This is a genomic window from Longimicrobium sp. (assembly GCA_036389135.1).
In the GTDB taxonomy this organism is placed as follows: Bacteria; Gemmatimonadota; Gemmatimonadetes; order Longimicrobiales; family Longimicrobiaceae; genus Longimicrobium.
In genome coordinates this window covers 12877-27339 of record DASVQP010000122.1, presented here as the reverse complement: position 1 = coordinate 27339, position 14463 = coordinate 12877, and the positions used below count along the sequence as shown (strand labels likewise).

General features: G+C 71.9%; 12 protein-coding genes. All 12 read left to right on the top strand.

Annotation, left to right across the window (positions count from 1 at the left end; genetic code table 11):
* Positions 1 to 102: 102 nt before the first annotated feature.
* The 12 genes from ileS to VF584_24765 all read left to right on the top strand — a co-directional run bounded on the left by ileS (position 103) and on the right by VF584_24765 (position 14355).
* Positions 103 to 3273 carry an isoleucine--tRNA ligase gene (ileS, locus tag VF584_24820; GenBank protein ID HEX8213422.1) on the top strand — a complete coding sequence of 1057 codons (3171 nt, stop codon included), beginning with the start codon at positions 103 to 105 and terminating at the stop codon, positions 3271 to 3273.
* Between the two features lie 4 nt (positions 3274 to 3277).
* Positions 3278 to 3844, top strand: coding sequence for a signal peptidase II (gene lspA / locus VF584_24815; GenBank protein HEX8213421.1), 567 nt, complete (start codon positions 3278 to 3280; stop codon positions 3842 to 3844).
* Positions 3831 to 4787 (top strand): RluA family pseudouridine synthase, encoded by a 957-nt coding sequence (locus tag VF584_24810; protein ID HEX8213420.1) that lies wholly within the window; start codon positions 3831 to 3833, stop codon positions 4785 to 4787. Before lspA ends, VF584_24810 begins: the two co-directional genes overlap by 14 nt.
* A gap of 438 nt (positions 4788 to 5225) precedes the next feature.
* On the top strand, positions 5226 to 5711 hold the full coding sequence (locus VF584_24805; protein HEX8213419.1) for a chemotaxis protein CheW: 486 nt from the start codon (positions 5226 to 5228) through the stop codon (positions 5709 to 5711).
* A gap of 43 nt (positions 5712 to 5754) precedes the next feature.
* Positions 5755 to 6117 carry a response regulator gene (locus VF584_24800; GenBank protein ID HEX8213418.1) on the top strand — a complete coding sequence of 121 codons (363 nt, stop codon included), beginning with the start codon at positions 5755 to 5757 and terminating at the stop codon, positions 6115 to 6117.
* Positions 6118 to 6225: 108 nt separating this feature from the next.
* On the top strand, positions 6226 to 8133 hold the full coding sequence (locus VF584_24795; GenBank protein ID HEX8213417.1) for a chemotaxis protein CheA: 1908 nt from the start codon (positions 6226 to 6228) through the stop codon (positions 8131 to 8133).
* 38 nt (positions 8134 to 8171) lie between these two features.
* A complete protein-coding gene (locus VF584_24790; GenBank protein ID HEX8213416.1) occupies positions 8172 to 8789 on the top strand; it encodes a chemotaxis protein CheC in 618 nt (205 codons plus the stop codon).
* 2 nt (positions 8790 to 8791) lie between these two features.
* Positions 8792 to 11518, top strand: a complete 2727-nt coding sequence (locus tag VF584_24785; protein HEX8213415.1) for a tetratricopeptide repeat protein — start codon at positions 8792 to 8794, stop codon at positions 11516 to 11518.
* Entirely contained in the window at positions 11518 to 12657 is a 1140-nt protein-coding gene (locus VF584_24780) for a DUF4388 domain-containing protein (GenBank protein ID HEX8213414.1), read from the top strand. The genes VF584_24785 and VF584_24780 overlap by 1 nt, the downstream gene beginning before the upstream one ends.
* Entirely contained in the window at positions 12654 to 13529 is an 876-nt protein-coding gene (locus VF584_24775) for a roadblock/LC7 domain-containing protein (protein ID HEX8213413.1), read from the top strand. The genes VF584_24780 and VF584_24775 overlap by 4 nt, the downstream gene beginning before the upstream one ends.
* Positions 13526 to 13882, top strand: coding sequence for a roadblock/LC7 domain-containing protein (locus VF584_24770; GenBank protein HEX8213412.1), 357 nt, complete (start codon positions 13526 to 13528; stop codon positions 13880 to 13882). The genes VF584_24775 and VF584_24770 overlap by 4 nt, the downstream gene beginning before the upstream one ends.
* Entirely contained in the window at positions 13879 to 14355 is a 477-nt protein-coding gene (locus VF584_24765; GenBank protein ID HEX8213411.1) for a hypothetical protein, read from the top strand. Before VF584_24770 ends, VF584_24765 begins: the two co-directional genes overlap by 4 nt.
* The last annotated feature ends 108 nt before the right edge of the window (positions 14356 to 14463 follow it).

Genomic DNA, 14463 nt, shown 5'->3' with positions numbered 1-14463 from the left:
CCCCCCCCCCCCCCCCCCCCCCCCCCCCCCCCCCAGCCCGTTATATTCCCCATCTTTCTCGCCATTCCCGTGTACGTCCCGAGCCCGCGCAGCACGCAGCCGATGAAGAAACACCCCGAGCTTCCCGCGTCCACCACGGCGCTCGAAGAGGAGATCCTGAGCCGCTGGCAGGCGGAAGACACCTTTCGCCAGAGCCTGGAGCGCACCCGCGACGGCAAGCCCTTCGTCTTCTACGAGGGCCCGCCCACCGCCAACGGGCGCCCCGGGATCCACCACGTCTTCTCGCGCGCCATCAAGGACGCCGTCGCGCGCTTCCGCACCATGCAGGGGCGCCACGTTCCGCGCATCGCGGGGTGGGACACGCACGGCCTTCCCGTGGAGATCGAGGCGGAGAAGCGGCTGGGGATCAGCGGCAAGAAGCAGATCGAGGAGATCGGGATCGCGCGCTTCAACGAGGTGTGCCGCGAGAGCGTGCTCACCTACACCGACGAGTGGGAGCGCTTCTCCGCACGCATCGGCTACTGGCTGGACTACTCGCGGCCGTACGTCACCTACCAGCCGGAGTACATCGAGTCGGTCTGGTGGCTGCTGAAGCAGATCGCCGACCGCGGGCTGGTTTACCGCGGCCACAAGATCCTGCCGTACTGCCCGCGCTGCGGCACCGGCCTCTCCAGCCACGAGGTCGCGCTCGGCTACAAGGACGTAAAGGACCCGTCGCTCTACGTCACCCTGCCGATCCTGAAGGCGGACGGCACTGAGGACGGGCGCGAGTTCCTGGTGTGGACCACGACGCCATGGACGCTGGTCTCCAACGTGGCGCTCGCCGTCAACCCGGAGCTGGAGTACGCGGAAGTCGATTGGGAGGGCCGCACGCTGGTCCTCGTCGCCGCGCGCGTGCCGGCGCTGTTCGGGGCGGAAGCGAGCGTGCTGCGCACCTTCCCGGCGTCGGAGATTGTGGGGCTGCGCTACCGCCGTCCGTTCGACTGGGTGGAGCTGACGGCGTTCGCGGACGAGGAGGTGCAGCGCGGATGGCACGTCCTCCCCGCCGGCTTCGTCTCGGCCGACGACGGCACGGGGATCGTGCACATGAGCCCCGCCTTCGGCGCGGACGACTACGCGGTGTGCCGCGAGCACGGCCTTCCCGTGCTGCAGCCGGTGGACGATCGCGGGGCGTTCCGCGCGTCGCTCCCGCTGGTGGGCGGCAAGTTCGTAAAGGATGCGGACACCGACCTCGTCATCGAGCTCAAGAAGCGCGGCCAGGTCTTCCGCAGCACCAGGGAAGAGCACAGCTACCCGCACTGCTGGCGCTGCCAGAGCCCGCTCCTCTACATGGCGCGAGACTCGTGGTTCATCCGCACCACCGAGCTGCGCGACAAGCTGATCTCCAACAACGCCGAGATCCGCTGGTTCCCGCCCGAGGTGGGGAGCGGGCGCTTCGGCGAGTGGCTGGAGAACAACGTGGACTGGGCCATCTCGCGCACCCGCTACTGGGGCACGCCGCTCCCCTTCTGGGTGTGCGACGAGCACCCGTCGCACCTGGAGTTCGTGGGCGGCTTCGACGAGCTGCGCGAGCGCACGGGGCTCGCGGAGCTGCCGGACCCGCACCGCCCGTACGTGGACGATCTGGCGTGGCCCTGCGCGCAGTGCGCCGGCACCATGCGCCGCACGCCGGAGGTGGTGGACGTGTGGTTCGATTCGGGTGCCATGCCCTTTGCGCAGCACCACTTCCCGTTCGAGAACCAGAAGACGTTCGAGGCGCAGTTCCCCGCGGACTTCATCTGCGAGGGGGTGGACCAGACGCGCGGGTGGTTCTACTCGCTCCTCGCCATCTCCACGATGCTTGGACGCGGGCCGTCGTTCCGCAACGTGATCGTCAACGACATGGTGCTGGACGCGGAGGGGCTCAAGATGTCCAAGTCCCGCGGCAACATCGTGAACCCGTGGGAGGCGATCGAGCAGTTCGGCGCGGACGCGGTGCGCTGGTACATCCTCACCTCGTCGCACCCCTGGATCCCCAAGCGGTTCGATCCGGAGGGCGTCAAGGAGGTGCAGCGCAAGACGTTCGACACGCTGCGCCAGACGTACCGCTTCTTTGCGCTCTACGCCGACCTGGAAGGCTGGACGCCGGGCGGCGATGATCCCAGGGCGGCGGATCGATCCGTGCTCGACCGCTGGCTCCTGTCGCGGCTGTCGTCGGTCACGGCGGCGGTGGGCGCGCACATGGAGGGGTACAACCTGACGCATGCGGTGCGCGCAATCGCGGACTTCGTGGTGGACGACCTGTCCAACTGGTACGTCCGCCGGTCTCGCGACCGCTTCTGGGGCAGCGCCGACCGCGCCGACACCCGCGCCGCCTTCGCCACGCTGCACGAGGCGCTGGTCACCGTCACGCGGATGATGGCCCCCGTCGCGCCCTTTTTGGCCGACTGGCTGCACCGCGCGCTCTGCGACGACGCCAGCGTGCACCTGGCCGACTACCCGGTGGCCGACGCGGCCCGCATCGACGCTGATCTGGAGCGCGGGATGGAAGCCGTGCGCGTGCTCAGCACCCTGGGCCGCGCCGCGCGCGAGACGGTGTCGATCCGCGTGCGCCAGCCGCTGGACAGGGTCTACTGCGTCGTGCCCGCCGGTGTGCGCGCGGACGAGGAGCTCCTCGCCATCCTGCGCGACGAGCTGAACGTCAAGGAAGTGGCGTTCATGGGCCGCGCGGAGGAGCTGGTCACCTTCAGCGCGCGGCCCAACTTCAAGGTGATCGGCGCCAAGTTCGGCAAGGCGACCCCGCGCGTCGGCGCCGCCGTCCGCGACCTCACCTCCGAGGCCATCGCGGCGTTCCGCGGCGGCGCGCCCCTCACCGTGCAGGCGGACGGCGAGACGTACACGCTGTCCGGCGACGAGCTGGACGTGGTGCAGGGCGCAAAGGGCGACTTCGTGGTGCAGGCGGAGGGCGGCTACACGCTCGCCCTCGACCCCACGCTCACCCCCGAGCTGCGCGCGGAAGGCCTTGCCCGCGAGGTGGTCAACCGCGTGCAGAAGCTGCGCAAGGACACGGGGTTGGAGGTGTCCGACCGCATTCGCCTGGGCGTCTTCGGCGGGGCGGAGCTGACGGAGGCGGTGGAGCGCTTCCGGGCCCTCGTGGCGGGCGAGACGCTGGCGGTGGAAGTCGAAACGGGACCCGAGCCGCGCGCGGACGGGTACGAGGCGGTCCGCGAGGTGGACCTGGACGGAGTCACGGCGGCGATCGCGCTGGTCCGCGTCGCGCCCACCCAATCCTAGTGAGATGAACGATACGCTGATGACGCAGAGTGAGCCGGCCCGGGCCGTCCACACCGACACGCCGGCCGAGGCGCGCAGCAAGGCCGCGCTCTACGTGGGGATGGTGGCGGGGGTGGTGATCGTGGACCAGATCACCAAGTTCATCGTCGAGCGCAACATGCGCCTGTACGATCCGCAGCCGGTGCTGGGCGACTTCTTCCGCCTCACCTTCATCTACAACCGCGGGGCCGCCTTCGGCATCCACGTGGGCGGATGGTCGCGCATCGTCTTCATGCTGCTGGCCGTGGTCGCCACCATCGCGCTGGGGATGATGTACCGCTCCACCCCCTGGCGCGACCGGGCGCGCCTGATCGCCATCGCGGGTGTGACCGGCGGGGCCATCGGCAACCTGATCGACCGGGTGCGCTCGTCGCGCGGCGTGGTGGACTTCTTCGACGTGGGGCTCGCCGGGCTGCGCTGGCCTGTGTTCAACGTGGCGGACATCTTCGTCACCTGCGGCGCGCTGGTGCTTGCCTTCTCGTTGTGGAAAGAGGAGCAGCACGTAGAGCGCGAGCGGGATGCCGCGCGCTGAAGAGACGCGCGAGCTGCTCGCCGGCGACGACACCGGCGAGCGGCTGGACAGCTGGCTCGCGGCGCGGCTGGACACCTCGCGCTCCCGCGCCGCGCAGTGGATCGAGGAGGGGCGCGTCCTCCTGAACGGCGCCGTTCCTAAGAAGCGCGACAAGCCCTCCCCCGGTGACCGCATCACCGTCACCCTCCCCGTGCCCGAGCCCTCCGCGCTCGCCGCCGAGGAGATCCCGCTCGACGTCGTCTACCAGGACGCCGACCTCCTCGTCCTCAACAAGGCGGCGGGGATGGTGGTGCATCCCGCACCCGGCCACGCCACCGGGACACTGGTCAACGCCCTCCTCCACGCCGTCGGCGACCTGTCGGGGATCGGCGGCGTGCTGCGCCCCGGCATCGTCCATCGCCTCGACCGCGACACCAGCGGGCTGATGATCGTCGCCAAGCACGACGACGCGCACCGCACCCTCTCCGACGCCCTGAAGCGCCGGGAGATCCGCCGCGCGTACCTGACCGCCGCGTGGGGCCACCTGCCCGAGGAGCGGATCACCGTCGACGCCCCCGTCGGCCGCCATCTCACCGACCGCAAGCGGATGGGGGTGGTGCAGGGGGGCCGCCGCGCCGTCACGCACTTCCAGCTCGTGGAGCGCTGGCGTGCCGCCGACCTGGTGCGCGCCGACCTGGAGACGGGGCGCACGCACCAGATCCGCGTGCACCTCCTTCACCTGGGCCACCCCGTCGTAGGCGACGCCACCTACGGCGCCGACCGCCACAAGGGCGTATCCGGCCCTGACCGCAGCTGGGCCGCGGGGCTTGCGAAGCGGGTGCGCCGACAGTTCCTGCACGCCTTCGAGCTGCGCTTCCTGCACCCGCGCACGGGGGAGGAGCTCCACTTCCAGGCGCCGCTGCCGGTGGAGCTGGAGGCGGCGGCGGAGTGGGCGCGGGGGTGAGGGCGGCGGGCCCCCTCCCCCGCTCGTCATCTCGCGGCCCCTCCCCCAAAACAACCTGGGGGAGGGGCGCACGCGTGCATACGTGCGCGGGCGGCGGCGGCGGTGCGGGGGCGGGCACGGGCGGCCACGCGGGGCCGCCCCTACGGGATTGGTGCGTGGGGCGGGGGTCTAGGTGGGGCGGGCGACGGGCAGACACGCAGGTCTGCCCCTACGGCATCGTGGCGTGAGGGGATGGTCGAGGAAGGGCGGAGGGTGGGCGCGATGAATCGCGCCCCTACCGGATCCCGGCACCCGGCACGGAGTTCTCCCCCTCACCCGCCCTGCGCCCCCGCAGGCGGGGGAGGGGGCCGGGGGGAGGGGGCCCATTTCTTGACCCCGCCCCCACCCCCCGCTATACTCCCCACTCACACCCCGCGCGATACCTCCCCCGGCCCGGTAATGCTCCCAACCCAGAGCCACGACACGGCCGAAGGCGCCGCCGAATCGGCTGCGCTGGAGCGGGTGGTGCTGTTCGTCGCCGGGGGGCACCGGTTCGGGGTGGGGATCGAGTGCATCCGCGAAGTGATCCCGGCGCGGGCGTACACCCCGCTCCCCGGGAGCGGCGAGCACGTCTGCGGGCTGATCAACCTCCGCGGGCGCATCGTCACCGTCATTGATCTCGGCGCCCGCCTCCGCCTCCCGCCTTCGTCGGCCGTTCCGGACCACAGCATCGTGATCGTGGAGCACCACGACCGCCTGGTGGGGATGGCGGTGGAGGAGGTCGCCCGCATCGTGGAAGTCGATCCCGAGACGCTGACGTCATCGGCCGAGGTCCTGCGCTCCCTTCGCATCGACCGCGCGTACCTGCGCGGGGTGGGCGAAGTGGACGACGAGATCTTCGTGGCCGTGGACCCCGGCGAGATCTTCTCCAGCATCCTGACCTGACCGGCGCGAGCTCCGCGCCCCAACCCAACCCACCGGAGGATTGATGAGCCAGACGGTCCTCATCTGCGACGACGCCATCTTCATGCGCACGATGATCGGGGACATCCTCACCCAGGCCGGCTTCCAGATCGTGGGGGAAGCCGAGACCGGCGTGCAGGCGGTGGAGAAGTACCGCCAGTTCAAGCCGGACCTGGTGACGATGGACATCGTGATGCCGGACATGGGGGGGATCGACGCCGTCCGCGAGATCGTAAAGGAAGATCCGGCGGCCAAGATCCTGATGTGCAGCGCGATGGGGCAGCAGGCGCTCGTCATCGAGGCCATCCAGGCCGGCGCGCGCGACTTCGTGGTGAAGCCGTTCCAGCCGTCGCGGGTGCTGGAGGCGGTTCAGCGCGTGCTGGGATAACCGCAAGTGCTAAGTGCTGAGTCCTAAGTGCTCGCTGAACAGCGTGGTGCCGTCCCGGGCACCGCAAGCCACTTAGCACTCAGCACTTAGGACTCAGGACTTCCGTTCATGGAACTCTCCCAGTACGGCGAACTCTTCCTCAGCGAATCGCGCGAGCACATCTCCGCGATCAACCACCTTCTCCTTGCCCTGGAGCAGAACCCCGGGGCGGGGGAGCCGGTGGAGGGGATGTTCAGGGCCGTGCACACCATCAAGGGGATGTCGGCGACGATGGGGTACCGCGCCGTCGCCGACCTGGCCCACGAGATGGAGAACCTGATGGACAGCGTCCGCCAGGGGCGCGTCTCGCCGGGGCCGGAGATGGTGGACCTTCTCTTCGCCGCCGCCGACGCGCTGGAGAGGGCGGTGGAGCTGGCCGTGGAGGAGGGGGACGGGGAGCAGCCCGAGATGGCCGCGCTCCTCGCACGCCTGCGCGCCGCCGCGGGCGACGACCGCCGCGCGCCCGTGGAGGCGCCGGCGCCGGAGGGCGGGCCGCCGGCGGAGCACGTGGAGGGCGCGCTGGTGGTGCGGCTGCGCGTGGCGCCGGACTCCATGCTGCCGGGGGTGAGGGCCTTCCTGGCGCTGCGCAGGGCGCGCGAGCTGGGCGAGACTTTTTCGCTGCACCCGCCCGAGGCGGCGCTGATGGAGGAGGGGTTCGACGGCGCCCTGACCTTTCTCCTGCGCACCGAGCTGAACCCGGACGAGATCCGCGCCGCGCTGCTGGCGGTCGGGGAGATCTCGGAGGCGCAGGTGCACGAGGACCGGCGCGGGACGGCGGCGCCCGCGCTTCCCGAGGCGGAGAGCACGGCAGGGGCGGCGGCCAAGGTCCGCAACATCCGCGTGGACCTGCGCCGGCTGGACGCGCTCATGAACGGCGTCGGCGAGCTGGTGATCGTGCGCGACCGGCTGCGCACCCTGGCCCGCGACGCGGCGCCCGAGCTGGTGGAGGCGGTAGACCAGGCGTCGCGCCTGGTGGGCGAGCTGCAGGGCGAGATCATGCGCGCCCGCCTCGCCCCCGTGGGCCAGGTGTTCGACCGCTTCCCGCGCCTGGTGCGCGACGCGGCGCGCTCGCTGGGCAAGAAGGTGGAGTTCGTGATGGAGGGGGAGGAGATCGAGCTGGACCGCTCCATGCTCGACGAGATCGGCGACCCGCTGGTGCACCTCCTGCGCAACGCGCTCGACCACGGCATCGAATCGCCCGAGGAGCGGCGCGCGGCGGGGAAGCCGGATAAGGGGACGCTCCTCCTCTCCGCCGCCCGCGAAAGGTCGCGCATCGTCATCCGCGTGGAAGAGGACGGGCGCGGCATCCAGCGCGAGCGCGTGCTGCGCAAGGCGGTGGCGCTGGGGCTGGTGGCCGAGGCGGACGCCGCCGCCATGGGCGACGACGAGGTGCGGCGGCTGGTGATGAGGCCCGGCTTCTCCACCGCCGAGCGGGTGACCGACGTTTCGGGCCGTGGCGTGGGGCTGGACGTGGTCGCCACGCGGGTCCGCGCGCTGGGCGGGATGCTGGAGATCGACAGCGAGCCGGGGCGCGGCACCGTCTTCACCCTCCAGCTCCCGCAGACGCTCGCCATCGTGCGCGCGCTGCTGGTGAGGCAGAGCGGCGAGACCTACGCCCTCCCCCTCACGCACGTGGGCGAGACGGTGCACCTGCTGGAGCACGAGGTGGGGAGCGTGAAGGGGCGCCCTGTCGCCTTCCTGCGCGACGAGGTGATCCCCCTGGTGACGCTCCGCTCGCTGCTGAACACCAACGGGGCGGGGCCGGAGGGCGGCAAGCGGCCGGCCGTCCTGCTGGAAGTGGGGGAGCAGCGAGTGGGGCTGGAAGTGGATGCCCTGGTGGGGCAGCAGGAAATCGTGGTCAAGTCGTTCGACGCCACGGCCGACACGTTGCGCCTCTTCTCCGGGGCCACCATCCTCTCCGACGGGCGTCCCGCGCTCATCCTGGACGCCGGAAGCCTCCTCGGCGCAGCGTCCTGAAGAGAACCGATACACCTTCGCCCGAACCCGATCCGACGATGCTCGATCTGCGCGATCTGCAGGCCATTCAGCTTGACGCCCTCCGCGAGGTGTCGAACATGGGGGCGGGGCACGCCGCCACCGCGCTCTCGCAGATGACGAACACGCGGATCATGATCAACGTGCCGCGCCTCCAGGTCACGCCGCTGGAGCAGGTGCCGGACATCATGGGGAAGGCGGACGAGGTGGTCGCCGCGGTGCTGATGCACATGCTGGGCGACCTCACCGGGCGCACCCTCCTCATCTTTCCGCGCAACGCGGCGATGCGGCTCGCGGAGATCCTCCTGCACCGTCCGGCGGGCTCGTCGCAGGTGTTCGGCGAGCTGGAGCAGAGCGCCATCAAGGAAGCGGGGAACATCCTGTCGGCGGCGTACATGAACGCGCTCGCCGACTTCATGGGGCTCATGCTCCTCCCCTCGGTGCCGTCGCTGGTCATCGACCTGTGCGGCGCGGTGCTGACCACGGCGTACACCAACTTCGGCCACGAGCGCGACTTCGTCTTCTGCATCCAGACGGAGTTCCTGATGGAGGGCGAAGAGGTGGTGCAGGGACAGTTCCTCCTCCTGCCGGACATCGAGTCGCTGGAGATCATCCTCCAGAGCATCCGCCTGGCCTGACTGTGCAGGACGCACCCGCGCCGGCGGCGGCCCGGCCCAGCCACTCGGAGCGCGACCTTCGCATCCTGCGCGGCTTTGCCCAGCGCATCGACGCGGCGGACGCGGGGGCGCACAACAACCTCGGCGTCCTCTACTTCAACAAGGGGCTGTACGAGGAGGCGATCCAGCAGTTCGGGCGCGCGCTGGCCATCGACAGCAAGATGGTGGTGGCGCAGCGCAACCTGGAGATCGCCTACTTCAACACCGGCTACTACGACCGGCTGATCTCCGAGCTGCGCGAGCGGCTGCGCGACGACCCCACCGATGCCGAGGCGCGCACCCGCCTCGCCCAGGCCTACCTGAACACCGGCGACGCCCCCGGGGCCGTCGCCGAGCTTCGCCGCGTCCTGGCGCAGGACACGGACGACCTGGAGACCCTGATCCGGCTGGGGCAGGCCGAGAAGGCGGGGGGGCAGTTCGAGAGCGCGATGGGGTGGTACGCGCAGGCGCTGGAGCGCGACCCGGACTCGGCCGTGCTGCACTTCTACCTGGGCGAGCTCTTCTACAACCGCGGGCTCAACGACGAGGCGCTGCGCGAGCTCACCCGCGCCATCGAGCTGAACCCGGAGCTGGCGGACGCGCACTACGTACTCGCCTTCGTGTACGGCGACATGGGCGACCACGCGCGCGCCACGGCGTCGTCGCGGCTCGCCATGCAGCTCAACCCGCAGTACACCAAGGCGCAGACCAACCTCTCGCTGGACCGCTACAGCGTCGCGCGCTACGAGGAGATGGTGGGCGACCGCGTCCGCCGCCCGGAGGTGGCCACCGGCGAGGCGCTGGCGCACTACAACCTGGGGATCGCCTTCCGCCAGAAGGCGCTGTACGACGAGGCGCTGCGCGAGTTCGTGCGCGGGCTGGAGGGGGGCGAGGAGCCCGCGCTGCTGCGCCAGGCGATGGCCGAGGTGCACCTGCTGCGCGGCGACACGCGCGAGGCGCTGGACCTGTACGACCGTCTGCTGGCGGAAGACGAGCGCTCGCCCAAGCTGTGGAACGAGCGCGGCGTCTGCCTCCACCAGACGGGGCAGGTGGAGGATGCGGAGGCCAGCTACCGCCGCGCCATCGATGCCGACCCGGCGTACGCCCTCGCGTGGAACAACCTGGGCGTGGTGCGCCTGCACCGCGGCGACGCGGAGGGGGCGGAGAACGCCTTCCGCGAGGCCGTCACGCTGCGCGCCGCATTCGTGGACGCGTGGAGCAACCGCGGGCTGATGCACATCCGCGCCGGGCGCCAGGGTGCCGCGCTGGACGCCTACCGCGCCGCCCTGCGCGCCGACCCCGAGGCCGCCTCCGCGTGGAACGGGATCGGCGCGGTGCTGATGGAGACGCGCCGCTACGAGGAAGCGCGCAACGCCTTCGTCCGCGCGGTGGATTCCGATCCGGACAACGCGGAGGCGCGCTACAACCTGTCGTTCGTGCTTTCGAACCTCGGGGACTTCGAGGGCGCCCTCCGCGAGACCAAGCGCGCCCTCGAGCTCAACCCGTACTACACGACGCCGCGCTTCAAGCTGGCGATCGACCTGCAGTACGAATACGCCGAGGTGCTGGCGCCGGAGCTGGACGCGGCCGAGCGGCTGGCGGGCGACGACAAGGTGGAGAGCTTCACCTTCGACGAGTCCGCGCTGGACCAGATCTTCGGCGAGCTGGCCCCGCAGCCGGCCGCCGCCGCCGCGCCCGCCCCCGCCGCCGACGCCTTCAACCTGGCGGAGGACTTCATCAGCAAGGGGCTGCTGGACCGCGCCCTGGGCGAGATCCGCCGCGTGGCGGTGGCCGGCGCGGACCCGGTGGAGGCGGCGCTGCTCACCGGGCAGGTCTTCCTGCGGCAGGGGCTGGACGGCGAGGCGCTGGAGCGATTCGACGCGGCCCTCGTGCGGCTGGAGGGGATCGAGTGGAGCGCGGCGCACACCCGCGCCTGGGGCGGCCGCTCGCGCGCGCTGCTGCGCCTGGGCCGCCTGGAGGACGCGCGCTTCGCCGCCGAGACGGTGCGCGCGCACGCCCCCGACCGCGCCGACAACCTCCAGGTGCTGGGCGAAGTGCTGCTGCAGAGCGGCGAAGCGGCGGAAGCGGTGCGCGTCTTCAGCCGCGCGGTGGAGATCGAGCCGCAGGATGCCGCCCTCCTTCGCCACCTGGGCCGCGCCGCCCTCGCCGCCGGCCGCGCCGGGGACGCGGAGCGCGCGCTGCGCATGGCCGTCAAGCTGGACCCCGACTTCGTGGCCGCGCGCGTGGAGCTGGGAAAGCTTCTCCTCGCCAGCGGCCGGGTGGAGGACTCCATCCGCGAGACGCAGGCGGCGCTGGACATCCTCCCCACCTACGCGGACGCGGCGTACCTGCTGGCGCAGGCGCAGCGAGCCGCCGGCCGGCCGCGCGAGGCGGTGGGGACGGCGGTGGACCTGCTGGGCGGCGACCCGTACCACCTGGATGCGCTCGTCCTCCTGGGCCAGGCCCTGATGGAAGACGAGCGCCCCAACGACGCGCGGCAGGCGTTCGCGCGCGTCCTCAAGTTCGACCCGAGCCGCGCCGAGGCGCTCTTCGGGCTGGGTGCGCTGGCGGCCGCCGAGCGGCGCTTCCGCGAGGCGATCGGCTTCTGGCGGCGCACCGTGGAAGCCGCGCCGGAATCGCCACTCGCTGAAGCCGCGCGCGGCAACATCGACACGGCGCTCGACGTCGTGACCGTTTTCCAGAGCGCCTGATGGCGATCGAAGGACCTCTCCGCGAGCTCGCTCTCAGCGACGTCTTCCAGCTCCTGGACCTGAGCCGCAAGACGGGCACGCTCACCGTCAGCCACGAGGCGCGCCACCAGCCGGCCGTCGTGCTCTTCGACCGCGGCGGCGTGGTGGGCGCGCAGCTCGGCGACGGGCAGGACCGCCTGGGACACCTCCTGCTGCGCGCCGGCAAGGTGGCCGAGCGCCACGTGGTGGCCGCGCGCCGCCTCCAGGAGCTGGTGCCCGGCAAGCCGCTCGGCGCCATCCTGGTGGAGGAGGGCGTCGTCTCCGTGCAGGACGTGGCGCGGCAGCTGCGCTTCCAGATCCAGGAAGCCGTCTTCGAGCTGATGCAGTGGAAGGACGGCTACTTCCGCTTCGAGGAAGGGCAGCCCCCGGCACCCGGCCCGGTGACCATCCGCGTGCCCACCGAGTCGCTGCTGATGGAGGCGGCGCGGCGGATCGACGAGTGGAGCACGCTGGAATCCAAGATCCCGCACATGGAAGTCGTCCCCGCCCTCGTGCACGAGCCGGGCGACGACGCCGTGCTGGACCTGCACCCCGCCGAGTGGGAGGTGCTCGCCGAGATCGACGGCCAGCGCAGCCTCAAGACGATCTCCAGTGCGCTGGGGCGCGGCGACTTCGAGGTGGCCAAGATCGTGTGGGGCCTCGTCTCCACCGGCGTGGTGGACATCCTGGAGGAGGGCCCCGCCGAGACCCCGATCCTGGCGTGGGAGCGCCCGCTGCGCGACGCCATGGACGAGGCCGGCCGCCTTCTGAACGAGGGGCAGCCGGACGCGGCCCGGCGTCTCCTAGAGGACCTGACGCGCGCCAATCCCGAGCGCGCGGAGGTGTGGACGCTGCTGGCCCGGGCGCAGCGGCGCGTGGGGCGCTGGCCAGAGGCGGTGCTGACGCTGAGCCGCGCCGCGTCGCTGGACCCGCTTTCGGCCCCGGTTCACTACCACCTGGGATTCGCGGCGGCGCACACGGGCGACCTGCGCCGCGCACGCGATGCCTGGAGCACCTACCTGCGCCTGGAGGACGGCGACACCGCCCGCCGCGGCCAGGCCGAGCGCGCCCGCGACGCCGCCGACGTGCTCCTCGCCGCGCTGGACGAGGAGGCCGCATGACCGCATCGCCCGCGCAGGTGAAGCAGTGGACGGACGAGCTGGCGGCGGACCCCGCATCGACCGCGTTTCTCCCGCTGGCGCGCGCGTACCGCGACTCAGGGAAGCGCGATGCGGCGCTGCGGCTGGTGCTGCGCGGCCTGGAGCGCCACCCGCACCACGTGGATGCGCACCACCTCCTGGGCCTCCTCTACCGCGACGGCGGCGACAACGTGCGGGCCGCGGACGAGTGGGGGATCGCGCTGGCCCTCGCCCCCGAGCACCCGGGCGCGCGCCGCGAGATGGGCCTCGCCGCCTACGCCCGCGGCGACTGGGCATCGGCGGTGAAGCACCTGGAGCAGGCGCAGGCCAACGACGTCATGGACCAGGAGGTGCGCGCCGCGCTGGAGTCCGCGTGGCAGCGCTCGCGCGTCGCCGCCCGCGCCGCGCCTCCATCCAGCGCGCCCGCCCCCGCCCCCGAAGCGCCCCGCCCCGAGCAGTGGGACGGAGGCCGCATCTTCGACGCGCTCGCGGCCGAGCTGGGGTCGCTGGCGCAGGAGCGCGGCATCGTGGGCGCGGTGATGCTGGACGCGCAGGGCTTCGTGATCGCGGGTCGGATCGGCGCGGAGCGCGACCGCGCGGGGGAGATCTCCGCGGTCCTCTCGGGCGCATCCAGCGAGGCGGAGCGCGCCGTGCGCCACCTGAAGCTGGGCGCGTGGAAGGGGATCCTGGTCGAAACGCCGCAGGCCGTCGTGCGCCTCGCCCCCACCGGCGACGGGGGGATGATTGCCGTGGCCGGGCGGCGTGACGTGCCGATGGGGTGGGTGCTGCGGGTGGCGGCGCGCGCGCGCGAGTCGGCGGAGCGCTTCCTGGCCGCCATGGGAGGCGCGCGGTGAGCGGCTACGGGGAGCTCCTGGACCGGGTCAACCGCGTGACCGGCGTGCGCGGCTCCATGGTCGTCGCCGTGGAGGACGGGCTCGTGGTGGCCGAGGAGCTGATGCTGGGCGTCCCCGGCGACGCGGTGGCGGCGCTGGTGGCCTCCATCTTCCGCCGTGCCCGCCGCTCCATGTCCGCCGCCGACTTCGGCGACGCCGCCTTCGTGCAGGTGGACGGCGAGGACGGCCTCCTCTTCGCCGCCGCGCCGCCGCAGCTGGGCGACCTGCTGCTGGTGGTGGTGGCGGAGAGCTGGGTGAACGTGGGGCTGGTACGCCTGGAGGCCGCGCGCGTGGTGGAGGCGCTGGGCGGATGAGGCGCGCCGACCTCGCGCAGTTCGCGGAAGCGCTCGCCCCTCCGGTGGAGCGGTTCGCGCGCGAGGCGGGGCTGCGCCTGGTGCTCCTCATCAACCGCAGCGGCCAGGTTCTCGCCCAGCGCGGCTTCGCCCGTGCGCTGGACGTGATGGGCGTCGCCTCGCTGGGCGCCGGCATCCACGCCAGCAGCCAGGCGCTGGCGGAGCTGATCGGTGAGCCGGGCTTCCGCCACCTGCACCAGGGCGGCACGGCGTCGCAGGTGTTCATCGGCCCCTTTCGCACCCCCGCCGAGGACCTGATCGCCATCGCCGTCTTCAGCGAGGACTCCTCCATCGGCCTCGTGCAGCTCTTCTTCACCGCCTTCGTGGCAGAGGTGGCCGCGCTCCCCGGCTGGAAGGACGCGCGCCCCACGACGGACGCACGAGCGTTCGAAAAGGATCTGGAGGCGGGGCTGGAAAATGTCTTCGGCGCCTGACCGGCCGACTGAACGTTAGTCCTAAGTGCTAGGTCCTGAGTCCTGAGACCAGGTGCAAGCACTCATTCGCCGCAGTTCCACTTAGGACTCAGCACATAGGACTTAGCA

What these genes read in the sequence shown, in the direction of transcription:
- VF584_24775 (HEX8213413.1), top strand. Translation starts at nt 12,654, where the DNA reads ATGACCGCATCGCCCGCGCAGGTGAAGCAGTGGACGGACGAGCTGGCG.
- ileS (HEX8213422.1), top strand. Translation starts at nt 103, where the DNA reads ATGAAGAAACACCCCGAGCTTCCCGCGTCCACCACGGCGCTCGAAGAG.
- VF584_24805 (HEX8213419.1), top strand. Translation starts at nt 5,226, where the DNA reads ATGCTCCCAACCCAGAGCCACGACACGGCCGAAGGCGCCGCCGAATCG.
- VF584_24800 (HEX8213418.1), top strand. Translation starts at nt 5,755, where the DNA reads ATGAGCCAGACGGTCCTCATCTGCGACGACGCCATCTTCATGCGCACG.
- lspA (HEX8213421.1), top strand. Translation starts at nt 3,278, where the DNA reads ATGAACGATACGCTGATGACGCAGAGTGAGCCGGCCCGGGCCGTCCAC.
- VF584_24765 (HEX8213411.1), top strand. Translation starts at nt 13,879, where the DNA reads ATGAGGCGCGCCGACCTCGCGCAGTTCGCGGAAGCGCTCGCCCCTCCG.
- VF584_24780 (HEX8213414.1), top strand. Translation starts at nt 11,518, where the DNA reads ATGGCGATCGAAGGACCTCTCCGCGAGCTCGCTCTCAGCGACGTCTTC.
- VF584_24790 (HEX8213416.1), top strand. Translation starts at nt 8,172, where the DNA reads ATGCTCGATCTGCGCGATCTGCAGGCCATTCAGCTTGACGCCCTCCGC.
- VF584_24795 (HEX8213417.1), top strand. Translation starts at nt 6,226, where the DNA reads ATGGAACTCTCCCAGTACGGCGAACTCTTCCTCAGCGAATCGCGCGAG.
- VF584_24810 (HEX8213420.1), top strand. Translation starts at nt 3,831, where the DNA reads ATGCCGCGCGCTGAAGAGACGCGCGAGCTGCTCGCCGGCGACGACACC.